Annotated in this window: 15 protein-coding genes; 4 read left to right on the top strand and 11 right to left on the bottom strand. The window is 45.0% G+C overall.

Going from position 1 to position 14,233, the window contains the following annotated elements; all coding sequences use genetic code 11:
• Positions 1-51 precede the first annotated feature (51 nt).
• On the top strand, positions 52-1,416 hold the full coding sequence (locus OO778_RS04070; protein ID WP_074191708.1) for a sodium-dependent transporter: 1,365 nt from the start codon (positions 52-54) through the stop codon (positions 1,414-1,416).
• Between the two features lie 106 nt (positions 1,417-1,522).
• Here the strand turns inward: OO778_RS04070 and OO778_RS04075 are convergent, their stop codons facing one another.
• The 5 genes from OO778_RS04075 to tsaA form a co-directional block, all read right to left on the bottom strand.
• Positions 1,523-1,714 (bottom strand): DUF4250 domain-containing protein, encoded by a 192-nt coding sequence (locus OO778_RS04075; RefSeq protein ID WP_012841490.1) that lies wholly within the window; start codon positions 1,712-1,714, stop codon positions 1,523-1,525.
• Positions 1,714-1,920, bottom strand: coding sequence for a YaeP family protein (locus tag OO778_RS04080; protein ID WP_074191707.1), 207 nt, complete (start codon positions 1,918-1,920; stop codon positions 1,714-1,716). The genes OO778_RS04075 and OO778_RS04080 overlap by 1 nt, the downstream gene beginning before the upstream one ends.
• Before the next feature lie 111 nt (positions 1,921-2,031).
• Positions 2,032-2,700 carry a tellurite resistance TerB family protein gene (locus OO778_RS04085; protein WP_074191706.1) on the bottom strand — a complete coding sequence of 223 codons (669 nt, stop codon included), beginning with the start codon at positions 2,698-2,700 and terminating at the stop codon, positions 2,032-2,034.
• Positions 2,701-2,876: 176 nt separating this feature from the next.
• Positions 2,877-4,592, bottom strand: a complete 1,716-nt coding sequence (locus tag OO778_RS04090; RefSeq protein WP_074191705.1) for a proline--tRNA ligase — start codon at positions 4,590-4,592, stop codon at positions 2,877-2,879.
• 111 nt (positions 4,593-4,703) lie between these two features.
• Positions 4,704-5,399, bottom strand: coding sequence for a tRNA (N6-threonylcarbamoyladenosine(37)-N6)-methyltransferase TrmO (tsaA, locus tag OO778_RS04095; RefSeq protein ID WP_047008891.1), 696 nt, complete (start codon positions 5,397-5,399; stop codon positions 4,704-4,706).
• 123 nt (positions 5,400-5,522) lie between these two features.
• On the opposite strand from tsaA, the gene OO778_RS04100 reads away from it, so the two are divergent.
• From OO778_RS04100 to OO778_RS04110, 3 genes are all read left to right on the top strand, one after another.
• A complete protein-coding gene (locus tag OO778_RS04100; RefSeq protein ID WP_074191704.1) occupies positions 5,523-5,783 on the top strand; it encodes a type B 50S ribosomal protein L31 in 261 nt (86 codons plus the stop codon).
• 3 nt (positions 5,784-5,786) lie between these two features.
• The gene (gene ykgO, locus OO778_RS04105; RefSeq protein WP_074191703.1) at positions 5,787-5,912 is read left to right on the top strand and encodes a type B 50S ribosomal protein L36; all 126 of its coding nucleotides are present in this window, start codon (positions 5,787-5,789) and stop codon (positions 5,910-5,912) included.
• Positions 5,913-6,142: 230 nt separating this feature from the next.
• Positions 6,143-7,729 (top strand): AbgT family transporter, encoded by a 1,587-nt coding sequence (locus tag OO778_RS04110; protein ID WP_006742541.1) that lies wholly within the window; start codon positions 6,143-6,145, stop codon positions 7,727-7,729.
• A 108-nt stretch (positions 7,730-7,837) separates the two neighbouring features.
• On the opposite strand, the gene OO778_RS04115 is transcribed toward OO778_RS04110, so the two are convergent.
• From OO778_RS04115 to OO778_RS04140, 6 genes are read right to left on the bottom strand one after another with little or no spacing between them, the layout of a single operon-like run.
• Positions 7,838-8,911 (bottom strand): hypothetical protein, encoded by a 1,074-nt coding sequence (locus OO778_RS04115; protein ID WP_258614097.1) that lies wholly within the window; start codon positions 8,909-8,911, stop codon positions 7,838-7,840.
• The gene (locus OO778_RS04120; RefSeq protein WP_258614099.1) at positions 8,908-10,020 is read right to left on the bottom strand and encodes an ATP-grasp domain-containing protein; all 1,113 of its coding nucleotides are present in this window, start codon (positions 10,018-10,020) and stop codon (positions 8,908-8,910) included. Before OO778_RS04120 ends, OO778_RS04115 begins: the two co-directional genes overlap by 4 nt.
• Entirely contained in the window at positions 10,008-11,276 is a 1,269-nt protein-coding gene (locus OO778_RS04125) for a F390 synthetase-related protein (protein ID WP_258614100.1), read from the bottom strand. The genes OO778_RS04120 and OO778_RS04125 overlap by 13 nt, the downstream gene beginning before the upstream one ends.
• The gene (locus OO778_RS04130; RefSeq protein ID WP_074191700.1) at positions 11,264-12,127 is read right to left on the bottom strand and encodes an MBL fold metallo-hydrolase; all 864 of its coding nucleotides are present in this window, start codon (positions 12,125-12,127) and stop codon (positions 11,264-11,266) included. The genes OO778_RS04125 and OO778_RS04130 overlap by 13 nt, the downstream gene beginning before the upstream one ends.
• The gene (locus tag OO778_RS04135; RefSeq protein WP_264910728.1) at positions 12,096-13,082 is read right to left on the bottom strand and encodes an NAD(P)-dependent oxidoreductase; all 987 of its coding nucleotides are present in this window, start codon (positions 13,080-13,082) and stop codon (positions 12,096-12,098) included. Before OO778_RS04135 ends, OO778_RS04130 begins: the two co-directional genes overlap by 32 nt.
• Entirely contained in the window at positions 13,079-14,068 is a 990-nt protein-coding gene (locus OO778_RS04140) for a ketoacyl-ACP synthase III (RefSeq protein ID WP_192943651.1), read from the bottom strand. The genes OO778_RS04135 and OO778_RS04140 overlap by 4 nt, the downstream gene beginning before the upstream one ends.
• Between the last annotated feature and the right edge of the window lie 165 nt (positions 14,069-14,233).

A 14,233-nucleotide genomic window follows, 5' to 3' on the forward strand; every position in this document is an offset into this window, starting at 1 on the left:
ATTGCTATAGTGTACTAGTTAGCTAGTTCAATGATATTTTGTGTGAGTAGTATGACACAGCAAACCTCTTCTCAGCCTCGTGAGCATTTTGGCTCTCGTCTCGGATTCATCTTAGCAGCCGCAGGTGCCGCAGTTGGCCTTGGCAATATTTGGGGCTTTCCAACCCAAGCTGCCAGTAATGGCGGCGGTGCTTTCCTGTTGGTTTATTTGGTGATGATTCTTATCGTCGCATTTCCTATGCTGGTGGTTGAAATGGCGATTGGTCGTCATGGTCAAGCCAACCCGGTGGATAGTATGCGTTCGCTTACCAATCATCCGGCAGGTAAAAAGCTCGGCGGTATTGTGGGCTGGATTGGTTTAAGCGTACCAAGCGCTGTTTTAGCGTTTTACTCTATTGTCGGTGGTTGGTTGATCTGCTTTTTACTGGGTGCAATCACAGATCTAATGGGGTTAGAAGCTGCAACTCAATGGCTAAAGGGCTTTAGCGTTGAACGTAACTTGTTCGGAACTATTACTTTTTATGTGCTAACAATTCTTATCGTACAAGGTGGCGTAAAACAAGGTATTGAGAAGTGGTCAACACGCTTGATGCCAGCATTGTTTGTTCTGTTTGCCCTACTGTTTGCTTACATCATGACGCAAAACGGTGCGATGGAAGGGCTAAAGCATTACTTGGTACCGGATTTCGAAAAGGTATGGGACCGCAAGTTGATTCTTGCTGCAATGGGGCAGGGATTCTTCTCGCTTACGATCGGTGGCTGTTCAATGCTGATTTATGGCTCTTACTTGAGTAAGAAAGAGAATCTACCAAAGATGGCGATGAACGTGACCATGGTAGATACTGCTGTTGCTTTCATTGCAGGGTTAGTGGTGATGCCAGCGATGTTTGTTGCGATGCAAAAAGGCGTTCAAATCTATGCTGAAGATGGCTCTCTATTAAGCTCTGATACGTTGGTATTTACCGTATTGCCATTGATGTTTGATAGCTTAGGTTTGCTTGGTCAATTGTTCTCTATTGTGTTCTTTTTATTGCTGACGATTGCGGCGCTAACGTCTTCCATTTCAATGTTAGAGTGTCCAGTGGCGTTAGTGAGCGAGCGTTTCAACACCAAGCGTAGCGCAACGAGCTGGGTTTTAGGTGGTATCATTGCCTTGTTCAGTGTGGTGATTGTTTATAACTTTGGTGCTCTATTTGGTATGGTCGCGACGGTTGCTACTCAGTATCTACAACCAACCGCTGCGCTCTTATTCTGCTTATTTGGTGGTTGGGTATGGAATCGCAACTCAAAAATCAAAGAGCTTGAGCAAGGTTGCCCGGAGTTTACGCAAGGTTGGTTTGGTAAGTTATGGCCTGCGTATGTGAAGTTTGTATGTCCAATTCTTGTGGCTACGGTCATCTGGGCTTCATTCGGCTAATCGAAAGGTCTATTGGACAAAAGAGAAGGGCTTGATGAGTGATCATCAAGCCCTTTTTCATGTTGGTTATTCCCCCGTTTCAGTTACCCGCGGTGATTGCTGTGGGTTAACGGAATTGTCCTGCTTCTGGAAGAAAGTCAAAACCAGCAGAAGCCAGTTTTGCTTCTAGTGCTGTGCGATCGATATCGAAGAAAGCTACCAGTTTATCTAAATCACCACCGAAGTCGTCGCGTAGCTTCATATTTACAATGCTCATGAGCATGACAGGATCCATGGATTCAAAGTTCGCTAGATTCATTACTTATCCTCAAAATCTGAAATCAGTAGGTTTGCCGCAGCAAATGCCGCTTTTTCACGCACTTCTTTAGGCAGAGACTCATCCGCCGCAACATCGTTCAGCGCTTTAACAGCACATGAAATTGCCTGGGGAACGTAAGCTTGATCGCCACTACCAATTTGAGCATAAAGCTCACGAACCAGTTCACAACAGCCGTATACTTGCATGTTTTCTTTCCACTAAATGATAACTTATCTCAATATACACACAGCAGATTTGAAACTCAAAGTGCAGAGTTGTTTTGGCTCAAGTTGAGGAGTTGCTTGAGCGAGATTTAATCACTGCATTTGTACTTCTAACTGCTGAGTGACTTCTGGTGAAAGCTGAAGCTGTTTTGCCAGTTCTTGCAAATACGCTTTTTCCATGAAGTTTTGCTCATCAGCAACAATCAAAGACGCGAGATAAATTTCTGATGCTTGTTGGGGAGAGGTCGCCTGATTAGCAATTTCAGCAGGATCAAGCGGTTTGTTTAGTTCTTGCTGAACGAGCTGACGTACGTGCTCATCTGCGCCCATATCCGCGAGGGCTTGCTCGATGCGGGCCATTTCCTCTTCATCGACATGGCCATCGGCTTTTGCGGCTCCAATCATTGCTTTTAAAATTAGTACACTGTGTTTGCTGTCATCGGGGTCAAAGGACTCATGAACACCTTGACCGGACTGTTTGGCTTGCCAGTCGTTATAAACTTTGTAGGCTAATGCTCCAAGCGCAGCAGCGCCACCGACTTTTAATGCGCCCGAGCCTATTTTCTTGGTCATTTTTTTACTTTTCTTCGAGCCCATCAGCATACCGATAAGGCCTCCGCCAACGGCACCTGCTCCTAGCGTTTTCAGGCTACTTGAGTTTGATGAGGATTTGATGTTGTTAGTTTGTTTACCTAACGCATCAGCCCCTTGCTTGAGTAAGTCTGATTTGAGTGCTTGGTTTAGAAGATTTTTTAAATCCATAACTGACCTCCTTTAGATGATGAAATCAGTTTAATAGCAAGAAGCTGAACCAAAGATTAACAAAGTGAATAGTTCTAAAGGGAAGTAGTAAGGTTGCCCAGTAATAAAAAAGGGCTGACCGAAGTCAACCCTTTCTAATTATTTTGAAATTACTTCAAATGAGAACCGTCGAGCGCTTACTTTAGTTGAGCCTTTACGTGCTCGATAATATCAGTCATTGCGACTGGCGTTTTCTCACCAGTAGCACGGTTCTTGTATTCGAAGTTGCCTTCTTTCATTGAGCGGTCACCGATAATAATTGTATGCGGTACACCAATAAGCTCCATGTCAGAGAACATTACACCTGGACGTTCTTTACGGTCGTCAAATAGGACTTCGATGCCCATTGCCGTTAGTTCAGCGTACAACTTCTCAGCGGCTTCTTTTACTTCTTCTGACTTGTGCATGTTCATAGGAACGATCGCTACCTGGAATGGTGCGATTGCATCTGGCCAGATGATGCCGTATTTGTCGTGGTTTTGCTCAATAGCAGCCGCTACTACGCGAGTGATACCGATACCGTAACAACCCATTTCTAGGATGACGTTCTTACCATCAGGACCCAGTACACCACAGTTCATCGCTGCGGAGTAAGCGTTACCTAGTTGGAAGATATGGCCAACTTCGATACCACGCTTAAGCTGGATAATGCCCTTGCCACATGGGCTTGGGTCACCTTCCACAACGTTACGTAGGTCTTCAACTTGGCCAAGCTCTACATCACGACCCCAGTTAATACCGAAGTAGTGTTTGCCATCGATGTTCGCGCCCGCACCGAAGTCGCTCATTACCGCAACGCTGCGGTCAACAATGAACGGCAGTTTAAGGCCAACAGGGCCTAGTGAACCTGGGCCTGCACCGATAAGCGCACGAATTTCTTCTTCAGATGCCATTTCCAGTGGAGCTGCAACCTGAGGAAGGTTTTCTGCTTTCACTTCGTTCAGTTCATGATCTCCACGAATAATAAGCGCGATGATTGGCGCATCAACTTCGTCAGATGCTTTCACAAACAGTGTTTTCACTGTTTTTTCAATTGGCAGCTCGAACTGCTCAACCAATTCAGCGATTGTTTTTGCGTTTGGCGTATCAACCAACGTCATTTCTTGTGTTGGTGCCGCAGCTTCAGAGGCTGGAGCTAGTGCTTCTGCTTTTTCGATGTTTGCTGCGTAATCTGACTCGGTAGAGAATGCGATGATATCCTCGCCGCTTTCAGCCAGTACGTGGAACTCTTGAGAGCCGCTACCACCAATAGCACCGCTATCTGCAAGTACAGGACGGTAATCCAGACCCATGCGATCGAATGCTTTACAGTAAGCATCGTGCATTGCGTCGTATGACTTTTGTAGGCCGTCTTTATCAATGTCAAAGCTGTACGCATCCATCATTGAGAATTCACGTGAACGCATTACACCGAAGCGTGGACGACGTTCGTCACGGAATTTGGTTTGGATTTGGTACAGGTTTAGCGGAAGCTGTTTGTAAGAGCTCACTTCATTGCGAACAAGGCTAGTGATCACTTCTTCAGCGGTTGGGCTAAGTACAAACGGACGAACATGACGGTCAGTAAAGCGAAGTAGCTCAGGACCCATCTTTTCGCTGCGGCCTGTCTCTTCCCATAGTTCAAACGGCTGAACAACGGGCATCAAAGTTTCGACTGCGCCTGCATTGTCGATTTCTTGACGAACGATGTTTTCGACTTTACGCAGTACACGTAGACCAGTAGGTAGCCAGGTGTATAGACCTGAAGCCAGCTTACGGATCATACCTGCACGTAGCATGAGCTGGTGGCTCACTACTTCTGCGTCGTTTGGAGTCTCCTTCAGAGTAGAAAGAAGATAATTACTGGTACGCATTAAATTTATCCGTTTATTTAAGTTAGATACTCAAGCTTGAATAAGCTGGAGTATAGGAGTTCCCGAAAGGGAAATTTATTAGCCGTCTATAATATCAGCCAATTGCGTTTGTCAAAAGCTTTCAATAGCGGTAACCGTTATTAAGTTGCTTGTTGCTGTGAACTTTACGTTCAAGTCGAACAAATTTACCGCATATTCTTTGTCGTCCGGCTTGCTTTTCTTGTATGCAGGACGAGGATCTTGGGCCAGAACTTGTTCAATGACTGACCTTACATAGTCAGTATCGGATCGATTTTCTATCGTTGCTAATGCTTGAGCAGAAAAGTTGACTTGTGACTTTTCTGGTTCTTGGTCTGCGTATCCACCTTGTGCTTCTGGAATCGAATCCGAATAGGGGATATAAGGCTTAATATCTACAATCGGTGTCCCATCAACGAGATCAACGCTGCCTAAATCAAGATAGATTTGATCGCCTTGCTTAGTGACTCCTTTCACTTCAACGGCTGACATTCCGATTCCGTTTGGGCGGAAAGTCGAGCGTGAGGCAAAGACACCTATTCGTTCATTGCCGCCCAGTCGTGGTGGACGGACGGTTGGCTTCCAACCTGCTTCCAGATTTTGATCAAACAAAAATAACAGCCAAACGTGAGAGAACTGTTCTAGCCCACGCACTGCTTCAGGGCTATTCGCTGCGCCTAACAGTTTTACGCGTGCTTTCGCTGTTGGTACTAAGCGAGGCTGGCGCGGTACTGCAAACTTTTCTTTGTACGGTGTCTCAATGACGCCGATGGGTTCAATGGAATACATGGTGGACATCTTTAAGAATTCATTGAGATGAAAAGTATCACAAATTTCTCTTGCTTTTCTTGTTGATAATGATTATTAATTAAAATGTTATAACATAACATTTTAATTAAGAGGAAAAGTATTATGAAACTAGGAATCCACCCTGAATATCGTCCAGTGGTGTTCCACGACACCAGCGTAGATGAATACTTCGTTGTTGGTTCTACGTTGAAAACAGAGAGAACCATCGAATGGAAAGATGGCAAAACCTACCCTTACTTTACGTTAGATGTGTCGTCAGCATCCCATCCGTACTACACCGGTAAACAGCGAGTGGTTCAAACAGAAGGTCGTATTGCGAACTTCAACCGTCGTTTTGGTCAATTTAAGAGCGAAAAGGAATAAATCATGAAGGTAGTAAAATCATTAAAAAGTGCAAAAAGTCGTCATCCGGATTGCCAGGTCGTAAAACGAAGAGGGCGTCTATATGTCATTTGTAAGGCGAATCCGAGGTTTAAAGCAGTGCAGAAGTAATCGTTCTGCATATTTCTGGCTTATGGTTTTGTTTAATTGATAATTTTGACTTAACTGTTTTACATGGATGAAATATCTACATTTTTGTTTATTATTGGTTATAAAACTCTCTAATGGTCACAGTTTGTAACATTTAGGGCTTTTCTTTAACCTTCTACTCAAGTACCCTTCGCTCGCTTTTTTGACATTTTTGTCACATTTGCACAGGAATAAAAACAAGGAGGGAACAGATGAGTTCATCTGATTCAATTAAACAAAACTCGCCTAAGAAGCCGCTGTTTACGCGCTTTTTGGATACTGTCGAATATTTGGGGAACTTATTACCTCACCCGATCACACTATTTGCCATTTTCTGTTTAGCCATTCTGGTGATGTCGGGCATTGCAGGATACTTCGAAGTTTCCGTTGTAGACCCTCGTCCTGAGGGCGCAAAAGGTCGTGCCGCAGATGGCATGATTCATGTCGTCAGCTTACTTAACGCTGATGGACTCGAACTTATCGTTACCAATTTAGTGAAAAACTTTGTTGGCTTTGCGCCTTTAGGCACGGTTTTGGTTGCGATGTTGGGTGTTGCTATTGCCGAGTACTCTGGTTTGCTATCTGCAGCTATGCGTGGCTTGGTCATGGGCGCATCTCAACGCATGGTAACAGTGACTGTTGTTTTCGCTGGTATCATTTCAAATACGGCATCAGAGCTGGGGTATGTGGTACTTATTCCACTGGCAGCAATGCTGTTCCATTCTCTAGGTCGTCACCCACTTGCAGGCCTTGCTGCGGCATTCGCTGGTGTATCTGGTGGTTATTCAGCAAACCTACTTATCGGTACGGTTGACCCGCTACTGTCAGGTATTACTGAAACAGCAGCGCAAATGATTGACCCAACTTACACTGTTGGTCCAGAAGTTAACTGGTACTTCATGTTTGTTTCGACGTTCTTCATTGCAATCACTGGTGCGTTTGTTACTGAAAAAATTGTTGAGCCAAAGCTTGGCAAATACAGTGAAGAAGAAGCCTCAGAAGATTTGTCGAACGACAAAATGGGCGGCTTAACAGACATTGAGAAGAAAGGTCTAAAACTAGCAGGTGTTGCTGTACTGGTTGTTTCCGCGTTGCTTGCTTGGACGGTTGTTCCAGCTGACGGCATCTTACGTTCTGATGCAGGTACTATTGCAGGTTCTCCATTCCTGAAAAGTATCGTGGCATTCATCTTTGTGTTCTTTGCTATCCCAGGCTTTGTGTTTGGTAAAGTTGTTGGCACGATGAAGACGGATCGCGATGTAATTGATGCAATGGCGAAATCGATGTCTTCTATGGGCATGTACATTGTATTAGTTTTCTTTGCTGCTCAGTTCGTTGCTTTCTTTAAATGGACTAACTTCGGTCAGGTATTCGCAGTTGCTGGCGCTAGCTTCCTGCAAGAAATTGGTTTAACTGGCCCGATGTTGTTCTTTGCCTTCATCCTCATGTGTGGCTTTATCAACCTAATGATTGGTTCGGCATCGGCACAGTGGGCAGTGACGGCACCGATTTTTGTTCCTATGTTGATGCTTGTTGGTTATGCACCGGAAACGATTCAGGCTGCTTACCGAATTGGTGACTCGACGACAAACATCATTACTCCAATGATGAGCTACTTTGGTTTGATTCTTGCTGTAGCGACTCGTTACATGAAGAACTTAGGTATCGGTACGCTGATCGCGACCATGCTACCTTACTCAATCTGCTTCATTGTAGGTTGGAGTGTGCTGTTCTACCTATGGGTATTCGTATTTGGTTTACCAGTAGGCCCTGGCGCAGCAACATACTACACACCGTAAAAAACGGTTACCTCACACAGCTCCATTACAAAAGCCTGCGAACGTCGCAGGCTTTTTTTATCGATCCAGATTGTGTGCAAGCAGGTTTGCTTGGTTATCGATGTCGTTTTATAGCTGAAAACGCATCAACAAAGGGCGATAAAAGTGCTGAGTGAGCCAGCACAAGCTTTGCCAAATTACGCGTTTGTACCAAGGTAAGTGCGCAATATAAACATAGCTAAATTCAATTTCTGGCTGGGCTTTTCGGTTGCGTTTAAAAGCTGGAGCCCCTGAGCTCATATTAAAGCGACGCTGGCATATCATTGCGTGGCGGATGGTATAAGCAGATATTCTTCTATACAGCGCAAAACTCTGAGGCTTATTGGTATCGTAGCCAAAAATTGGGCAAGTCATGTCGTTATCAATTTCTACTATGCCTAACGTAGCCAGCATCTCTCCTTGATAAAATAGTCCCACTAAATGCACTAAGTTATTCTGGCTAGCCTGTTTTAAATATTGGGTTGAAAACTGGATGTTATTCCGGCTGTATTTATCAAGGTAAAGCATGTCATATAACGCTTTGGCACGCTGAAACTCTTCATCAGTAGCCAGTGGCTTAAACTGCCAATCTTTATCATTAAACAGCTTGAAGTCTTTCGTTAAATCTCGGTTGAAGCTGAATGCTTGCCAATCCTCAAGTAAATACACTTGTCGCGTTACTAAGCTTTGCCATTGTTGCTGTTCTAATCGCTGAATTAAGTGTGAGTGCTGAAGTTGGTTGAGGGAGCGAAGCACCAAGGGAAAGGTGGGGTATTGATCGAGTGCCACGCGACGCAGTTCATCAAGGTTTAAGGATTCCCATTGTTCGCTATACATATTGGTGGACAAGCACTGATTGTTGAGCGTTTGGACTTGAGCCAATCCAGCCAATGATAAGATTGGTTTAGTCATATTAATAAGTAGCTTACATACCCATCGAACAGCCACATTTTTGACTTTGTGAAGCTCTTCTTCGGCGTAGCCACTAAGCAGTGTCATAGGGGACACGGCATAACAGTTGTTTGGTATTTTTGGTGTTACGGAGTAGGGAATGGCAACATCATCGATATAGTAGCAACCAAAGCTTGCTGTGCATTCATCAATAGGATTCGACTGCATAAGAGTGATAAAGGTTTGATGCCATTCTTGAGAGGAAAGTGTCATGATCGCAACGCCTCTCCATTCCACTCAATATCAACGGTAGAAGCGGCACTCCACTTCGCCTTGTTCTGCCTAGCTAACCGGAGTAATTCAAACACACTCCGGATTTGGCTCCCGACCGGTAAGTTATGCTGTTGCATCACATTCACTCCAGACCACCAATCTTGCCAAGTTCGAGCCTTAAATAGGGATAATCCACCTTCAGCGATGAGTGTTATTGGACCTAAATGATGCAATCGCTGCTTGGAAGGACTGGTAAACTCCATATTAGGAAGCAGTTGGTTGCATCTAGACGAGAGTAGGTGCAAACCACTGGTGGCTCTTGGGTTACATTCAATCACGTAGAGTTCATCTTGTGATTTGATGAAGTCAAACGACACTTGCCCATGATAAGTATGACGTTTACCAAAAGTTGCGATAAATCTATCTAGTCGTTCGCACGAGATCGGCTGAAAAGCACTGGCGGCCGATCCGTTTACACAGTATTTCGGCACATAAGCTTGGTGTGCTTTAAGGTCACCATGTTCAAAAATCGCATAGTTACACATTGGCGTTCCGTGGATTTTTTGTTGCTGCACCCAAGGATAAAGGGTCGATATCGTGGCGGCTGAAATAGACTGAGTAGTCACATCTCGTATGACTTGCCCGCCAAACCGAGAGTAAACTGGCTTTAGAACGGTTCTCTTATTAATTTCAATCTCACTTTTATCTGCGACCAAACGAGTTTTTGGAAGTGTAATCTCTGGCAAGCCTTGAAGCTGTTCAAAAACGGTCAACTTGCTGTGTAGGGCATTGAGCAGCGCCACATTGGGCAGAAAAAAATCTACATCTGGGCATTGTTTGGCAACATGAGCCAAGTAATACACTTCTTCACAAGTGGGTATCACCATATCAATGTGCATCTGAGTAATGATTTTTAGGATCTGCTGTTGGTAGGTGGGAAACGCAAATCGAGGTGAAGCGGTGGGTATATAAGACTCGATGCCTCGCAAAAATGATCCCAGAGGCTTTTTTAGCGAATCGGTGAGAATTACTTCATGCCCATGATGCATACACATGGTTGCCCACTCTAGTGCAACTGGTGCTCGGGCTCCGGTGATTAAGACCCGCATATGTTCACCACACGTCGTTGTTTATTCATTGGCGTCCAAATAGGCGCAGGGCGGTAACTAAATCTGACAGGATCAAGCCGCAATTGGTCAAACAGTGTTATTAAGGCTTGATGTATAACCCGATGGTGGTGAACATCCGCTTCAATTTGAATGGTTTGTGACTCTGTTTGGGTGATTCGGTAATCCACGCGACTTTGGGCTGATAGTGTTATAGCGCGGTAGATGAGATCTGGTAACACCGTCACTGGGACGTGGTTTGCGTTTAGCGTGAGGCGATCACCACATCGTCCGGCAATTGCGCCAAGAGGTTCAAATACGCCATTATCCTGTTTATTCTCAATAATATCGTCGAGCTGATAACGAATAATTGGCTGAGTTTTACGACGAAAATCGGTAATGATTGGGCTGTAATGAGTACGTTCGGTATTCAGCCAATGTTTTTCGATGTAAACAACATCTTGATTCCAGCGCATTTGTCCATGCTGATCAGTACATGCAAGAAAACCTTCAGTACATTGATAGACTTCATGGAGTTCGCTGTCGAACCGTTGAGAAATATAGTGACGGTCACTCTCGGTTAGAACCTCTGCCCCAGAAATGATCCGTTGTGGTTGAATTGCGGGTTGACCAAATTGACCGCTGAACTGGGCGCAGAGCTGAAGAGCTTGCGCACTACCAACCAAAAGCGTGGGTTGGAACTCATCCAGCTCTTTTATCCATTCTTGGTAAGGTTTGGTTAAATCGGCATAAAAGAATGTGACAGGCCCTTTCGCGACGGATTTATACAGTGGGCTGTTGGCTCGCAAGGCTAGTGCAATTCGGTGCTTTTGCCATAGGTTGGGCAAAAGGCGAGCCAATATATTGCCGGCCCACAGTTGTGTTTCCTGCTTGTCAGCAAGAAACAGCCCGCGCATGCCTGATGTGCCCGAAGAAAGCCCAACCGTAACATCGCCAACTTTCGAAGCGGCAAAGTTGCGTGACTGCTCTGCTTTGAGTGCCTGTTGCATTAACTGTTCAGCATCTAAGCCCTTCGTATTTAACTCTGAAAGGTTCTCCATCATGGTTTGCTTATTCATGATAGGGAAATCACTGAGTGGTGCACCTTGAAAAGAGCGGTAATACGGTGAATGACGGCATACCCAATCCAGATGTTGCGTTAAATGTTGTTGCTGCCACGTTTCGACTTGTTCCCTTGAGCCGAAAGGGCGGTAGCGGGTTCGCCAGAATTCTGAGATAAGCGTTCTCACTTCATCCATCCTTCTTTGATTAGCTGCTGGATAGTTTCCTGACAATGTGAAGGTACGAAGCGAACAACGTGGTGGGCTTGTTGGTAGCAACTTCTCAACTCGGAGAGGGTGTTTTTATAGGCTTTTGTATCATCGCAAAGCATGTTCGCCAGCCAATGCTGATCGATATTTTCACTCAAGCTCTCGATTAACCAGCATGCATCGGCGAGTAAGAACAGCCAACTTTGGTCTCTTTTAACCAGCAAGCCCACTTGGCCAGCTGCATGGCCTGGCAAGCTAACCATATAAATAAGTCCATCGTCGAACATGTCTTTACAGAGCAAGTTAACCCCTTGGCACTGAGGAAGAATTTGGCTGATTGGCACAGAAAAATCACCATGAGTGATGAAGTTCGATTCTAGTTGTGGAGGGAGCAGAGCTTTTAGGTAGCCTTTTCTTACGCCTCCAATTCGACCACTTTTAGTAATCGCATCTACCCCTTTTTGTTGGCAATGCAATTGAGAGTGAGAAAACTCAGACACGGCGGCAATGTGATCAGCGTGAAAATGGGAGAGCACTAAATGCTCAATATCATGAGGTTTGAGATTTTCTTTTGCTAACTGCGCAACAATCCCATGTTCTTGTTGATAGCGGCAAGGTGTTGTCCAAGCATAAAAGCGTTCAGGGAAGGGACGAGTCGCGCTAAAAAAGTGCTCGTGATATCCCGTATCAAACAGGATGTTGCCTTGTGTCGGGTGCTGAATTAACGCAACGGCTGCCGGAAATGCTCTAGGCTTAATACCAGAACCTGGTTTGACAACAAAGCCTGGGTGTACGCAGTGTCCAGCCTCAAAGATTTTTATTTTTAGACCAGTTTGCATACTGCTGTATTCCTTCTTGAATTGAAAAAAGCGGTTGGTAATTCAGGTTTTTTATCGCCTTGCTGATATCCAGAATTTGATGATAGTTAAACAATCCTGCGCTGTATGAAGTGAGCCTTGGCTCTGGCTGATGTGGTAAGCGCCTTCGTATTTGCTCACTGAGCTTTAATAATGGTGATACCACACCGTATGGTAATGATTGTAAAGTTACTTTTAGGTTCAACCCCACACATAAAGCTTGTAGAACAGTCTCAATTGGCATTGGTTCGTTGTTGGAAATATTGAAGACATCACCATGCTGAAGCTGGTCTGCCTGAGTGCAAGCGAGCATCGCCGCATGGGCAACGTTGTCGACATAAGTTAGATCAACCACTGGGTTTCTACCCGATGGCAGAAGCAGAGTGTTGTTTTTTATCGCCTTAAGCACTCTTGGGATAATCGCGCGATCGTTGGGGCCAAAAATGCCACGCGGTCTTAAAATGATCGCTTTGCTTTGGCCTTTTATGGCTTCAAGTTCAGATAGGTATTTGGTGTGTGCGTAATCATTACACCAGTGTGAAGCAATGGCGTCGGTTTCTCGAATATTCCAACGGTCTTGATGGTCAAAGTAGACGCTGGTGGAGGAAATATGGATAAAACGCGAGATTTGATGCGTATTAGCCGCATTGACGAGGTTTTTGGTGGCATCTACATTGGCTTGATAAAACGCCTGCCACTTTCCCCATGGGCTTGAGAGAGCGGCACAATGGATGATTGCATCCATACCTTGGCATACCGCATGAACAGCAGAGTAGTCTCTCAAATCGACTATATGTGGGATAACATCGAATTGCTCGGCGAGTTGTTTAGCGATGACTGTATTTCGCGCTGTAAAATGCAGTTCATGTTGCTGGTGAAACATTCTTAGAATTGCGCTACCCAACATCCCACTGCCGCCAGTGACTAATATCTTCATAGTTTTAGCACTCCCATACCTAGTGACAACCCTGCGGCAGTGCCTGCTAATAACACATGTTTTCCTGCTGTTTCTGGCTGATTACGCAGCCAGTGTAAGTTAATTGGGAGTGAGGCGGCGACTTGGTTTCCCAAAGTCGAAAAGTGATTAACGGTTTTCTCTGTTGGTAGCCCGGTGAGTGAAGGCAGTTTTTTTAATCCATGCGCGCTGGCTTGATGAGGAAGAAAATAATCAATATCGCCGAGTGTTACCGGAGAGGCGTCAAAGCCTTTTTTTAGAAACGCCGGTAAGGTTTTACGCACATGTTTAAAGAGTGCTTTGCCCTCCATCTCAAACTGGCAGCTTTTTAAATAGGCTTGATGCTCTGAGGTGTGAGGGTTGACATGACTACCTCCGCCCTTAATTTGACAAAATGAATACCCGGTATGATGCGTTTCAAAGTGACTGGTGAGCAATCCATCACCGTTGTGTTCTTCGAGCAAAAATGCGGCGGCACCGTCTGCGAATAGGGTTGCAACTTCTGGTTTGAGCGTAAAATTTCGATTCAGTGTGATGCCAGTAGCGAGTTCGCTGGTGACAATGAGAATCCGACGGTACCGTTTTGCGAAGAATAGACTCTGAGCAAGATCAAGCGCAGAGAGAAATGATAAGCAGGTGCTGTTCAAATCAAAGCTTTCTAGCCATGTTGGAGCGTCTAACGCGGCGAGAACCGCTGAAGCGTCGTAGGGCAGAGACTGGTGGTGAGTGCCGCTGGCGTAGATAAGGAGATCAACGGAGCCCAAGGTATGTATGTTTCCTAAACACTGCTCTACCGCCTGCACCGCCATATAAATAGCGGTCTCTTTTGTATTGGCTACATGACGATATTCAACGTCGAATTTATTTCGGCAGGTCCCTGGCGCTAATTTTAGGAAGCGATCCATCTCTCGATCTGACCATTGATTCGTTGGCAGGTAGCTTCCACTAGAAACGATGTTAAAGCCCATTATTCTCTATACATTTATTAAAAACGTCGTTCAAAATAAACTACGTTGCATATTGAAGCTATGGCGAGCGAGATGAAAAATAAACAGAACAAAACAAATGGGAGTAAGAGCACGCTTTGGGTGCAATGCTGAAAATGAATTTTCAGGAATGAGCCAGGCTTTGAT

This window comes from Vibrio sp. STUT-A16, assembly GCF_026000495.1.
GTDB classification, from domain to species: Bacteria; Pseudomonadota; Gammaproteobacteria; order Enterobacterales; family Vibrionaceae; genus Vibrio; species Vibrio diabolicus.

Excerpts from the sequence above, each read along its gene's own strand:
- OO778_RS04070 (WP_074191708.1), top strand. The coding sequence starts at position 52 with ATGACACAGCAAACCTCTTCTCAGCCTCGTGAGCATTTTGGCTCTCGT.
- OO778_RS04075 (WP_012841490.1), bottom strand. The coding sequence starts at position 1,714 with ATGAATCTAGCGAACTTTGAATCCATGGATCCTGTCATGCTCATGAGC.
- OO778_RS04080 (WP_074191707.1), bottom strand. The coding sequence starts at position 1,920 with ATGCAAGTATACGGCTGTTGTGAACTGGTTCGTGAGCTTTATGCTCAA.
- OO778_RS04085 (WP_074191706.1), bottom strand. The coding sequence starts at position 2,700 with ATGGATTTAAAAAATCTTCTAAACCAAGCACTCAAATCAGACTTACTC.
- OO778_RS04090 (WP_074191705.1), bottom strand. The coding sequence starts at position 4,592 with ATGCGTACCAGTAATTATCTTCTTTCTACTCTGAAGGAGACTCCAAAC.
- tsaA (WP_047008891.1), bottom strand. The coding sequence starts at position 5,399 with ATGTATTCCATTGAACCCATCGGCGTCATTGAGACACCGTACAAAGAA.
- OO778_RS04100 (WP_074191704.1), top strand. The coding sequence starts at position 5,523 with ATGAAACTAGGAATCCACCCTGAATATCGTCCAGTGGTGTTCCACGAC.
- ykgO (WP_074191703.1), top strand. The coding sequence starts at position 5,787 with ATGAAGGTAGTAAAATCATTAAAAAGTGCAAAAAGTCGTCATCCGGAT.
- OO778_RS04110 (WP_006742541.1), top strand. The coding sequence starts at position 6,143 with ATGAGTTCATCTGATTCAATTAAACAAAACTCGCCTAAGAAGCCGCTG.
- OO778_RS04115 (WP_258614097.1), bottom strand. The coding sequence starts at position 8,911 with ATGACACTTTCCTCTCAAGAATGGCATCAAACCTTTATCACTCTTATG.
- OO778_RS04120 (WP_258614099.1), bottom strand. The coding sequence starts at position 10,020 with ATGCGGGTCTTAATCACCGGAGCCCGAGCACCAGTTGCACTAGAGTGG.
- OO778_RS04125 (WP_258614100.1), bottom strand. The coding sequence starts at position 11,276 with ATGGATGAAGTGAGAACGCTTATCTCAGAATTCTGGCGAACCCGCTAC.
- OO778_RS04130 (WP_074191700.1), bottom strand. The coding sequence starts at position 12,127 with ATGCAAACTGGTCTAAAAATAAAAATCTTTGAGGCTGGACACTGCGTA.
- OO778_RS04135 (WP_264910728.1), bottom strand. The coding sequence starts at position 13,082 with ATGAAGATATTAGTCACTGGCGGCAGTGGGATGTTGGGTAGCGCAATT.
- OO778_RS04140 (WP_192943651.1), bottom strand. The coding sequence starts at position 14,068 with ATGGGCTTTAACATCGTTTCTAGTGGAAGCTACCTGCCAACGAATCAA.